We start from the raw sequence: 10,785 nt of genomic DNA on the forward strand, positions 1-10,785 counted from the left end.
CGGGTGCCTGCCACGCCTGCTGCACCGGATCGATCGCCAGGATGGCGCCACTTACACCCAGCACCACGGCCAGGGTGCCCACGGTCAGTCCTAACCAGCGGTGGATGCCTTTCCAGCTCATGCGAAAGCCTTCACTTGAGCTGCAAGGTCACCGCCTGGATGTACTGCTTGCCGGCCTGCGGCTTGCCGACATTGGCGGTGGACAGGGGCACACGAACCTCCGACGGGCTGTCACGCATGTCTTCTGCGGCGGCATCGAGGCGAATTTCATAGCCCGCGTCGATGAGTGCATCCGCCAGATCGGCCGTGACCTTGAGGGTGCGCCCCGCGCCCACGCTGGCGCCAGTGACGCCGTCCAGGCGCTTGGCGTCGCCAGCGGAGAGGCGGTTCCAGTCGGACAGGTGCTTGTGGTACTTGGCTTTGCCTCCAGCCACCCACAGCGTGCGCACGTAGGCGCCCTTGGCATCGGTCAGGTACGCCGCCACGTAGGCGCCATTGCCTCCGTAGTCTTTGAGCTGGGCGGTCAGCGTGACCTGGCGGCTGTGTGCCAGAGCGGGAAGGGCCAATGCGCTGGCGGTGGCCAGAATGGTCAGAAGCGGTTTGGACATGGTGATGTTCCTGTGAAGTTGGGGAATGAGAGGTGGTTACTCGATCTGGCCGCGCGGCGCGCTACCGGGGGGGCGGCAATGGCGATGAAGGGGTGGCGCCATCGGCTTGTGCGGGGCGGTCTGGCTGCGAGGCCTTTTCCTCGCGATCGCGGTCACGCTGGTGGTCGTCTTGCTTGAGCTTCAACACCTTCAGGGTTTCCGGGTCGATCTTGGCTTTGAAGCTGCGGCCTTGGGCGTCTGTGCCGCGAACTTCGTAGCAACCGTCGTCGATCTTCAGCCGCTGGATCTGCCAGCCCTGTGCAGCGGCCATCTGCCGCACGGCGTCGCGTGACTGCCAGCGATTGAGCGGCGCATCGCAATCGTCTGTGGCAGCTGCAGGCAAGGCGGCCAGGCCCAGAGACAGCACCAGCAGGCCCTGGCGCAGATGGTCGGTGGATTTCATAGGGGCTCCTTTCGAGCGGGTTCGCGGGTGACCACGGTTAGGCCGTGGTGTTGGGGGCATTGTGGAAAGACCACCGTGTACGCATGCTGAATGGAGCATTCAACTTGTGTTCATCGATCCAGCATCTAAATCGCTGTCCGACGATAGCTGGAGCCAGCATGGATGGGCCTGCGGTAGATCAATGGCCAGTTAAGGTCTGGCGCGTATGCTGAAAACGCGAAGCGAGCCATGTCCGGCTCTTCCCACCCGCATTGAACATGCCATGCCATTCTTGAATCCCACCGACGACACCGAAGACCCCGACCACAGCCCCACCGAAAGGGCGGCCGCTGCGTCGCGCAGCACCTGGGTCAGCGTCGCCGTCAACCTGGTCCTGACCACCACCCAGCTGGCGGCGGGCGTCCTGGCGAAGTCGCAAGGCCTGATCGCTGACGGCATCCATTCGCTGTCCGACCTGATCGCCGACTTCGTCGTGCTGTTTGCCAACCACCACAGCCAGAAGGACGCCGACGAGGGCCATCCGTATGGTCACCATCGGTTCGAGACAGCGGCCAGTCTCGTCCTGGGTGCGATCCTGCTGGCCGTTGGGCTGGGCATGTTGTGGTCAGCGTTCCTCAAGCTGGAACAACCCGAAACGGTCCAGAAGGTGCATGTGGCGGCGCTCTGGGTGGCTGGCGGCGCGCTGGTCGCCAAGGAACTGTTGTTCCGCTACATGCTCTCGGTGGCCAAACGGGTCAAGTCGAGCATGCTGGTGGCCAATGCCTGGCATGCGAGGTCCGATGCAGCTTCTTCGCTGGTGGTGGGCATCGGTATCGCCGGCAACCTCGCCGGCTACCCGATCCTCGACCCCATCGCCGCCGCCATCGTCGGTTTCATGGTGGCCAAGATGGGTTGGGCATTCGGCTGGGACGCCCTGCACGACCTGATGGACCGCTCCATCGACGACGCCGAGGTTGCCGCCATCCGAACCACGCTGGAAGGAACCCCCGGCATCCAGGGCGTGCACGACATCCGCACCCGCAAGATGGGCGACATGATCGTGGTCGATGCACACATCGAGGTCGATGCGTCGCTGAGTGTCGAAGCTGGCCACGACATTGCCGTGGAAGCCCGCAGCCGGGTGATGCAGCGACACCGCGTCCTCAACCTCATGACCCACGTGGACCCCTGGCAACGGCCCGACCTGGACCATTCGGTGGCCATGCAATAGCCCGCAGGCCAGGACGACAGTATGGAGACCGTTCCTGCCCGTGGTCTAACGTCGATCGAGGCACGCCAGCGCCTGTCGCAACAAGGCCCCAACGAGCTGCCCGCCACGGCGCAGCGCGGCGCGTGGGGCTTGCTTCGGGATGTGGTGCTGGAGCCGATGTTCCTACTGCTGGTGGCCTGCGGGGCCATTTACCTGGCGCTGGGCGACCGGCATGAAGCCCTGATGTTGCTCGGGTTCGTGCTGGTCGTCATCGGCATCACTTACGTCCAGAAGCGCCGCAGCGAACAGTCACTGGAGGCGTTGCGAGACCTGTCCAGCCCGCGTGCGCTGGCGATCCGCGATGGGCAGGCTGTCAGGATAGCTGGCCGCGAACTGGTCGTCGGCGATACCGTCCTGCTCGCCGAAGGCGATCGGGTGCCTGCCGACCTCCAGTTGATCGAAGCGTCGAACCTGACGATCGACGAATCGCTGCTGACCGGCGAATCGGTCCCTGTGCTGAAGCAGGCAAACGAAGTTGTCGCCGCCGGCGACCCAGATCCTCGCAGCCAGGCTCTCTCGGGCACGCTGGTCACGCAGGGCATAGGCAAGGGCATCGTGCTGGCCACCGGCGCGCGCAGCGCCCTGGGACGCATCGGCGCCTCCCTGAAGTCGATTGCCACCGAGACCACGCCGGTCCAGCGCGAGACACAGCGGATCGTCACTTGGGTGGCTGCGTCCGGTCTCAGCCTCGCCGCGGTGCTCGCCTTGGCCTGGGGCATGTCGCGCGGCGACTGGCTGCATGGGTTGCTGGCAGGCCTGACGCTCGCGATGGCCATCCTTCCGGAAGAGCTGCCGGTCGTGTTGACGATCTTCCTCGGTCTCGGTGCCTGGCGACTCGCGCGCGAGAAGGTGCTCACACGCAGCATGCCGGCTGTCGAACTGCTCGGGGCGACGACGGTGTTGTGTGTCGACAAGACAGGCACGCTGACGATGAACCGCATGGCGGTGCGCAAGCTGTGGTCCGCTGGACGGCAGCAGTATCTGGGTACAACAGACGCTCCAGACTTGCAGGAGGCGCTTCACCCGGTGCTGGAGTACGCCGTGCTCGCAAGTCACCGCCGCGCGTTCGATCCGATGGAGTCCGCCATCGCCGAAGCGGGTCAGTGTCGCCTTTCGGGTACAGAACATCTGCACGTGGACTGGGATCTGATCGACGACTATCCGCTGTCGCCGCAGATGCTCGCCATGTCCCGCGTCTGGCAGTCACCGGATCAACAGGACCGCCTGGTTGCTGCCAAGGGTGCGCCAGAGGCGATCATGGACCTCTGTCACCTCGATCCATCGCAGCAGGAGCCTATTTCGCAGCAGGTTGAGGCGATGGCTGCCGAAGGGTTGCGGGTCCTGGCGGTCGCACGGGCCTTCTTCCCCTCAGGTGAGTTGCCCAGCGGCCAGCACGACTTCGAGTTCGAGTTCGTGGGACTGGTTGCACTGGAGGATCCGGTGAGACCGGATGTGCCGGCTGCCATCGCCGAGTGCCGATCTGCAGGTATCCGGGTCGTGATGATCACGGGCGACCATCCCCACACCGCCCTGGCCATCGCACGACAAGCAGGCTTGGTCGCCGACGGGCGGGCCGTGACAGGCCCAGAGTTGGACCGACTGGATGACGCAGCACTGGCAGCGCGCCTGGCCGACACCCATGTGTTTTGTCGTGTGCAGCCCGAACAGAAGCTTCGGCTGGTGCAGGCTTTTCGCAAACGAGGCGATGTGGTCGCGATGACCGGGGACGGCGTCAACGACGCACCCGCCCTCAAGGCTGCCCATATCGGCGTCGCGATGGGTGCTCGCGGTACCGACGTCGCCCGCGAGGCCGCGGCCTTGGTGCTGCTGGGCGACGATTTCGCGTCCCTGGTGACGGCCGTGCGTTACGGACGTCGCGTTTTTGCCAACCTGCGAAAGGCCATAGCCTTCGTCTTGGCGGTGCATCTGCCGATTATCGGACTGTCGATCGTGCCGCTGATTCTGGGCTGGCCGATGGTGCTGATGCCGGTGCACATCCTGTTCCTGCAGCTGATCATTGACCCGGCATGCTCCATCGTCTTCGAAGCCGAGCCGTTGGAGGCAGAAGCTATGCGGGTTCCACCAAGGCGACCGGATGCACGACTCTTCGACAAGCAAGTCCTGTTGCGCGGAGCGCTTCAAGGCGGCGGACTTTTCGGCATCGTGCTGATGGCCTACCTGCTTGCCCGATCGGCATCCGGCTCCGACGAGATGGCACGTGCGCTCGCGTTCACAGTCCTGGTGGTCAGCAATCTGGTGCTCATCCATGTCAACCGGACATGGACAACTCGAAGCGAATCAGCGCGAACCTGGAATGCCGCTTTCGGCTGGATCGTATTGGGTACGTCTGTGCTGCTGGCGCTCGTTCTGGGAGTGCCAGCCATCAGCGACCTGTTTCTGTTCGCGACACCATCCACTGCGCTCTTGCTGAGTGGTGCGGCATTTTGCCTGGGGGCGTTGGTATGGTTCGAGAGCACCAAGCGGCTCGCGAACCGATGGAGCAACTGAATTTTCCACGAATGCATCAAGTCATGTAGTTCGGCAAGGTATCCAGTGGGGCCAATTCACCTACGCGACGGCTTAGCCTAGGCGGCCTATTGCCGACGTCGGCTTTGAAGGCGAAACCAGCCTTCGAGCTGCGAGGTTCTCTGGCACTCTGGCGTCCGCTGCCGGCAAACATCCGTGAGGTCACGGCCTGCTCCCTGCAGACCGCTTCCGCTGCCCAACGGACTTTCAAGTTCTTCGTCCGTCGGGCAACGCGTTCTGGCTTTCTGGATTCCTTTCGCCTTCAACCCTCAGCCCATCCCCAACACCCTGCGCTGCTCCGCCCAGTCCAGCGGCAAGGGCAGTTCCTGCATCAACCGAGTAGGAGTCACGTCCACAGGATGTTCTCCTGCCGCAATGGACTGGGTGATGTCCGGTGCCAGCAAGGCCAGGTGCAGCAAGCGCGTGACGTAGCCAGGGCTCACGTTCTCGTCCTTGGCGATGTCTCCGATTGACGTTCCCCCGGAGAACCCCGACAGGTCAAAACGAGAGGTACGGTTGCTTCCCAAGGCCCCGAGTGGGGCAAGGAGAAGCGATGAAGAAGTCCCGATTCAGCGAAGAGCAGATCGCGTATGCGCTGCGAATGGTCGACGGCGGCACGCCGGTGGTGGACGTGTGCCGCCAGATCGGCATCTCGGAGGCCACGTTCTACACGTGGAAGAAGAAGTATGGCGCGCTGGGCGTGAGCGAGCTGCGCAAGCTCAGGTAGCTTGAAGACGAGAACGCGCGCTTGCGACGCATCGTGGCCGATCTGACGCTGGACAAACAGATCCTGCAGGAGGTCGTCAAAATAAGCTCTGAGGGCTGTCAAGCGCAGCGAGCTGGCAGCCTGGATGCAGGAGCATTTCAAGGTCAGAGTGCACCGCTCGCGCCGACTGGCGCTGTTGCAGTGATCGAGCTGGTACGCCAAGAGTGAGGCACGGGACCAGAGTGCGCTGCGCCAGCGCATCCGGGACATTGCGTTGAGCCGGCCGCGGTTTGGGTACCTGAGGGTGCTGGTGATGCTCAAACGCGAAGGCTGGTCGGTGGGCAAAACGCGGGTGTATCGCCTGTACCGTCTCGAAGGCCTGCAACTGCGCATGAAGGTCAAGCGGCGCAAACGCGTTGCCCTGCTGCGTGGCAAGCCCCAGAAACCCACAGGCCCAAATCAGCACTGGAGCATGGATTTTGTGCACGACCAGACACACGATGGCCGCGCGTTTCGCATCCTCACGGTCATCGATCAGTGGAGTCGCGAGAGTGTGTGCCTGGAGGCCAACTTCTGGCTGTCGGGCCGGTGCGTTGCTCAGGCGCTGGACGAGGTTGCCAGGCACCGCGGTTGGCCCAAGGCAATCACCGTGGACAACGGGACGGAATTCACCTCGAAAGCGCTGAACGAATGGGCGTATCGGCGAGGGATCAAACTCGACTACATCCGTCGCGGAAAGCCCACGGATAATGGCCTGATCGAGTCGTTCAACGGGCGGCTGCGCGACGAGTTCCTCAATGTCAACGAGTACGTCACGCTGCACGATGCCCGGGAGAAATTGAAGGCTTGGCAGGACGACTACAACCACCACCGTCCACACAGCTCGCTCGGTAACCTGACCCCGAGCGAGTTCGTCAACAGCAGGTCAGTTCAAGCCAGCGAAGCAGCCAGCCTGTAGTTCAGAACTGTCCGGTTTCCGGGGGAACGTCAGTCTGGGGGAATTCTCTACTTCCGCCTGGTTCAGGTTTTCAAGGGGACTTCAAAGACGGGAAAAAGGGCTCATGACAGAAGGCTTCTGTCATGAGCCCTTTCTTCTGGCCGCTGGATCAGTCGATGCGGATGTTGTTGCGGGCAATGATGTCCCTGTAGGTGACCGTGTCCTTCTGAATTCGTTCGCGCAGCGACTTGGCGCTGGGGTCGTCCACCCGCCAGCCCTGAACCAGCAGCTTCTGGCGAATCTCGCGGGACGCCAGGATCTTGGCTAGTTCGGTGCCCAGACGGGTTTGCGCAGCGGCCGGCAGTCGCGCGGGGGCCACCACGGCGTTCCACACTTCGATGTTCACACCCTTGACGCCGATGTCTTCCAGCGCGGGCAGCGTCGGCGCCAGGGGAGAGCGCTTGGCGGACGACACGGCGATGGCGTCCAGCTTTCCCGACTGGATCAGCGGCGCGACGGTGGACGCGGGCAGCAGCGTCATGCCCACGTGCCCGCCCATGATGGCGTTGAGGATGGCTGGCCCACCGTTGAAGGGCACATGCAGCGGTTTGATGCCCAGGGCCTGCTTGAGCAGTTCCATGCCCAGGTGCCCACCCGAACCTGGCCCGATGGAACCATAGGTATGTTTGTCGCCTTCCAGGCGCAACTGCTGGACGTAGCTCGCCGGTGTGCGCTCGGTGGTGGCTTTCGCGGTCACCCACACCAGCGGCGCCGCACCGATCAGGGCAATGGGTGCGAAGTCCTTTGCCGGGTCGTATGGCAGCTTGGCATAGAGGAACTGAGAACTGGTCAGCGGCCCGTTACCGACCACGCCGATGGTGTGGCTGTCGGTGGATTTGGCAATGAGGTCGGCGCCGATGTTCCCGCTGGCGCCTGGTCGGTTTTCGACCACAACCGGCTGACCCAGTGCCTGGGCCAGCGGCTCCGCCAGCAGGCGCGCTTGCATGTCCGGCGATGAGCCAGCAGGGTAGCCGACCACCATGCGGATCGGCTTGCTGGGCCAGGCTTCGCCAGACTGGCTGAAGGCGGGGAGACAGACCAGTCCGGAGCCAATGGCTGCGGCCAGCTGGGTAAAGAAGCGTCGTTTCATGTGGGACATGTTGTCATCCTCTGGAGTGGTGGCGGAACAGAATGGTGTTGGGTGGTCGTCGGCCGGTTACCAGCTTGTCGACATCGGTATTGCGGATGCTCGACTGGAGCGAGAAGCGCTGGCGCTCACCCAGCCGGGAGGCGTGCGGCTTCAACCAGTTCGACAGGCTATCGAGCGCCTCACGCAGACCATCAGGGTCGTGGTGCTGCAGCAGGGCCACATGCTCGACTCCGCGGTCGGCGGTCTCCGAGGACGTGTTGGCCAGCCAGTAGCTGTCCATCGAAGGCGCCCAGCCCCATTGGGCATGCAGCAGGTGACCTGCGTCGATGGCTTCGCTCAGCCAGTCATCGAGCGGGCCCGTTGGCAGGGCTGCGTCGGCGCTCCAGCGCAGCGTGCCCAGGTGGGGCGCGCGACTCGATCCCGCAGAACCCGAGCGGACGCAGGGCAGTCGGTAAAAGTCGCTGAGCAGCGGCCGCATACTCGCCGACCAAGGGGTGGGATGGGTGAAAACGTCGCGGTAGGGTTCGGTGCTCAATGCTGCCAGGCTTTCGAGGTGGTACACCGTGAAGTAGCTGGGCTCGGCATCCACCGACCGGTATCGGTCGGCCCCCAGAAAACCGGGCAGGACCACCCGCTCGGGCACATGCTCGTAGATGTGCCACTGCTCGTATTCGTGGCGTCGGCCGGTGTCGCGGATGTTGTTCCACAGTGCCAGGAAAGCCGGCCCTTCGGGCAACTGGGTCATGGCGACACCGCCTCCGAGGCCTCATCGGGAATCACCATCACCTTGGTGGCGGTCTTGTTGCGGGCCAGTTCGAACCCTTGCACCGCCTGGGACAAGGGGACGGTGTGGGTGACCATGTGTCGCAACAACGCCTCGTTGCGGCCCATGAACTCGACCACCTGAGGCCAGGCCGATTCGGGTGCACGGTACGACCCCCGCACTTGCTGGTGTTTTCTGACCAGCGATGTCAGGTCCAGCGGTACCGGGTTGGCATGAATGCCGGCAATGACCAGCACCCCGCGCACCTTCAGTGCCTGCAAGGCGGGTTTGATGACGGTGCCGGCCCCCGTGGCTTCGATGACCACATCGAAGGCGCCGTCCTCGCATTCCCGGGCCAGTGCCTCTTCAATGGGCTGTTCGGCAAAGTCCAGCACATTATCGAAACCCAGTTGCCTGAGAACCTGGAGGCGGGGCTGATCGTTGTGGCCAGCCACGCAGATGTATCGAGCGCCCCGTTCGCGCGCAAACAGTGCAATGCCCTGGCCGATGTTGCCGGGACCCAGCACCAGCACACGGTCACCGGGCCGGATGTCGCCGATGCGCACGGCCTCCCAGCTGACGGTCAGCGGTTCGGCCAGCGCGGCCACGGCTGGGTCCAGGTGCTGAGGAACCGGCACGCAGTTTCTGGCCGGCACACAGACGTGACTGGCGAACGCGCCGTCTCTGCCCACGCCGACCCCGCGGCGGGACAGGCAGTCGTCGTGGCGCCCGCTCTGGCACGCCTCACAAATGCCACAGGTGACAGACGGACGAACGGTGACCCGTTGCCCCACGTCCAGCGACTCGACGCCTTCTCCCTTGGCCGCCACAACACCAGAAAACTCATGGCCGATGGTGACCGGTAGCGTGGGTGCCATGAAGTGGTAGCTCGGGGTCCACTGGTCAATGTGCAGGTCGGTGCCGCAGACGCCGGTCGCCTGAACAGCGATCAGGACCTCCCCCTTTTCAGGGGTAGGGGTGAGGGCTTCCTGCAATTCAAGCCCCGTTTGAGGGCTGACTTTTCGAAGTGATTTCATGGTGTCTCGGTGGATCAACTGGCCGCCAGTGTGGGTGCTTCCATGGCATACGTAAAATACCTGTTTCGTATCTTTTGCATACGTCGAAAATATGTGAAAGGGTGGCTCAGCCATGGAACTCAGGCACCTCCGGTACTTCGTCACCACGGCTGAACTGGGCAGCATCAGCCGCGCTGCTATCAAGCTGTTCATTGCACAGCCGCCCCTGTCCGCACAGATCCGGCAGCTGGAAGAGGAGGTGGGCACGGCGCTGCTGGTCCGCCTGCCGCGGGGGGTTCGGCTGACCCCGGCTGGCCAGTCGTTTCTCCAGGACGCTCGCGCCATCCTGGCTCGGGCCGAGCAGGCCAAAGTCCGAGCGCGCGAGCTGCGCGACGGTCAGCGTGCCACCGTGCGGGTGGGGCTGGTGCCGACCGTCACACAGTCGCTACTGCCGGGTCTGATCCAGCTGTTTCAAGATGCCGGATTGGCCACACGAGTTGAGGGTCAGGAGCTGGTGCCATCGTCCCGTCAGTTGCAGGCCATTCGCAACGCCGAGCTGGATATAGGCTTCATCCGTCCGGGCAGTACCTCCCATCGGGATGAACAGGTCTGTGCCATCGACGATCCCTACTGTGTGGCCTTCCCTCGAGGTCATGGCCTGGCCCGCTCCAGCGGTGCATTGCGGGTAGGCGCTCTGGAGAAGGAAGTCTTTGTCGCTTTTTCTCGGTACACCGAGAGCGACTACTTTGATCAGACGGCAGCGGTGTGCGAGGCATCCGGATTCAAGGCCGATGTGCGGCACACAGCAACCCAGTTCATGAGCGTGCTGGCAATGGTCGCCCACGGGCTCGGGGTGGCCATTGTCCCTGCGTCCTGCGCCCTCATGATCGGAGAAGGTGTAGTGCTGCGTCGCCTCAAAAGTGTGGAGCGCAAGAGTGAACTGGTGCTCGTCGCGGGGACGGACTTCCGGTCTGATCTCTGGGGTGAGCGGGTTACCAAACTGGCGGGGCAGGCACTGATGGATTTCGGCGCGCGCTTGAAACAGCTGAACGTGTGGCGTTGAACACGACCCCCTTGCGCTCGAGCAGCGAAACCAGTTCGGCCCACGGCACCATCAGGTTCATCTCATCCAAGAACTCGCGCTTGCGCGTCCTCAAGGCCCAAGCGCTCGAATCCGTTCTCGCCCAGGCTCATCCGCTTCATGCCGTCAATGTCTCACATCGGGCCATGGGCGGCGGGGTTCTGCAGACCCTACTTAATTGGTGCGCAGCTTCACGTGGATGCTGCGATTCGCCAGCTTGGCACGCTCGGTACATCCAGGCGCAGCGGATGGCGGGGCACAGCTCGAAGGTGGCCCATTGCCTTGCCAGCACCTCTTTCATTTTTTT

General features: G+C 63.5%; 9 protein-coding genes and 2 pseudogenes. 4 read left to right on the forward strand and 7 right to left on the reverse strand.

The features are described from left to right. Positions 1-131: 131 nt before the first annotated feature. Complete coding sequence (locus HFL01S_RS24110) at positions 132-608, reverse strand: DUF2271 domain-containing protein (protein ID WP_066263847.1); 477 nt, start codon at positions 606-608, stop codon at positions 132-134. A 61-nt stretch (positions 609-669) separates the two neighbouring features. Next, the gene (locus tag HFL01S_RS24115) at positions 670-1,050 is read right to left on the reverse strand and encodes a PepSY domain-containing protein (protein WP_084383623.1); all 381 of its coding nucleotides are present in this window, start codon (positions 1,048-1,050) and stop codon (positions 670-672) included. Positions 1,051-1,312: 262 nt separating this feature from the next. Between HFL01S_RS24115 and HFL01S_RS24120 the strand changes: the two genes are divergently transcribed. Continuing rightward, entirely contained in the window at positions 1,313-2,260 is a 948-nt protein-coding gene (locus HFL01S_RS24120) for a cation diffusion facilitator family transporter (RefSeq protein ID WP_066263848.1), read from the forward strand. A gap of 21 nt (positions 2,261-2,281) precedes the next feature. Continuing rightward, the gene (locus tag HFL01S_RS24125; RefSeq protein ID WP_066263850.1) at positions 2,282-4,807 is read left to right on the forward strand and encodes a cation-translocating P-type ATPase; all 2,526 of its coding nucleotides are present in this window, start codon (positions 2,282-2,284) and stop codon (positions 4,805-4,807) included. A gap of 287 nt (positions 4,808-5,094) precedes the next feature. Here the strand turns inward: HFL01S_RS24125 and HFL01S_RS25295 are convergent, their stop codons facing one another. Then, on the reverse strand, positions 5,095-5,268 hold the full coding sequence (locus HFL01S_RS25295) for a hypothetical protein (RefSeq protein ID WP_157539107.1): 174 nt from the start codon (positions 5,266-5,268) through the stop codon (positions 5,095-5,097). A gap of 110 nt (positions 5,269-5,378) precedes the next feature. On the opposite strand from HFL01S_RS25295, the pseudogene HFL01S_RS24940 reads away from it, so the two are divergent. Further along, positions 5,379-6,489, forward strand: a pseudogene (locus tag HFL01S_RS24940) (IS3 family transposase). 148 nt (positions 6,490-6,637) lie between these two features. Here HFL01S_RS24940 and HFL01S_RS24140 read toward each other — a convergent pair. Genes HFL01S_RS24140 through HFL01S_RS24150 form a run of 3 tightly spaced genes read right to left on the reverse strand, consistent with a single transcriptional unit; the run spans position 6,638 to position 9,532 of the window. Then, positions 6,638-7,627, reverse strand: a complete 990-nt coding sequence (locus tag HFL01S_RS24140; RefSeq protein ID WP_245644956.1) for a Bug family tripartite tricarboxylate transporter substrate binding protein — start codon at positions 7,625-7,627, stop codon at positions 6,638-6,640. Between the two features lie 4 nt (positions 7,628-7,631). Further along, a complete protein-coding gene (locus HFL01S_RS24145) occupies positions 7,632-8,363 on the reverse strand; it encodes a hypothetical protein (protein ID WP_066263857.1) in 732 nt (243 codons plus the stop codon). After that, the gene (locus tag HFL01S_RS24150) at positions 8,360-9,532 is read right to left on the reverse strand and encodes a zinc-dependent alcohol dehydrogenase (protein ID WP_245644958.1); all 1,173 of its coding nucleotides are present in this window, start codon (positions 9,530-9,532) and stop codon (positions 8,360-8,362) included. Before HFL01S_RS24150 ends, HFL01S_RS24145 begins: the two co-directional genes overlap by 4 nt. Here HFL01S_RS24150 and HFL01S_RS24155 point away from each other — a divergent pair. Further along, positions 9,531-10,460 (forward strand): LysR substrate-binding domain-containing protein, encoded by a 930-nt coding sequence (locus tag HFL01S_RS24155; protein ID WP_066263862.1) that lies wholly within the window; start codon positions 9,531-9,533, stop codon positions 10,458-10,460. The two genes, HFL01S_RS24150 and HFL01S_RS24155, sit on opposite strands and share 2 nt — an antisense overlap. 16 nt (positions 10,461-10,476) lie before the next feature. On the opposite strand, the pseudogene HFL01S_RS25830 reads toward HFL01S_RS24155, so the two are convergent. Continuing rightward, positions 10,477-10,600: pseudogene (locus HFL01S_RS25830) on the reverse strand (IS5/IS1182 family transposase); the annotation flags it as partial. Positions 10,601-10,785: the final 185 nt, after the last annotated feature.

The organism is Hydrogenophaga flava NBRC 102514 (assembly GCF_001571145.1).
Taxonomy (GTDB): domain Bacteria; phylum Pseudomonadota; class Gammaproteobacteria; order Burkholderiales; family Burkholderiaceae_C; genus Hydrogenophaga; species Hydrogenophaga flava.

What these genes read in the sequence shown, in the direction of transcription:
- HFL01S_RS24150 (WP_245644958.1), bottom strand. Translation starts at nt 9,532, where the DNA reads ATGGCTGAGCCACCCTTTCACATATTTTCGACGTATGCAAAAGATACG.
- HFL01S_RS24120 (WP_066263848.1), top strand. Translation starts at nt 1,313, where the DNA reads ATGCCATTCTTGAATCCCACCGACGACACCGAAGACCCCGACCACAGC.
- HFL01S_RS24115 (WP_084383623.1), bottom strand. Translation starts at nt 1,050, where the DNA reads ATGAAATCCACCGACCATCTGCGCCAGGGCCTGCTGGTGCTGTCTCTG.
- HFL01S_RS24110 (WP_066263847.1), bottom strand. Translation starts at nt 608, where the DNA reads ATGTCCAAACCGCTTCTGACCATTCTGGCCACCGCCAGCGCATTGGCC.
- HFL01S_RS24145 (WP_066263857.1), bottom strand. Translation starts at nt 8,363, where the DNA reads ATGACCCAGTTGCCCGAAGGGCCGGCTTTCCTGGCACTGTGGAACAAC.
- HFL01S_RS24140 (WP_245644956.1), bottom strand. Translation starts at nt 7,627, where the DNA reads ATGTCCCACATGAAACGACGCTTCTTTACCCAGCTGGCCGCAGCCATT.
- HFL01S_RS24125 (WP_066263850.1), top strand. Translation starts at nt 2,282, where the DNA reads ATGGAGACCGTTCCTGCCCGTGGTCTAACGTCGATCGAGGCACGCCAG.
- HFL01S_RS24155 (WP_066263862.1), top strand. Translation starts at nt 9,531, where the DNA reads ATGGAACTCAGGCACCTCCGGTACTTCGTCACCACGGCTGAACTGGGC.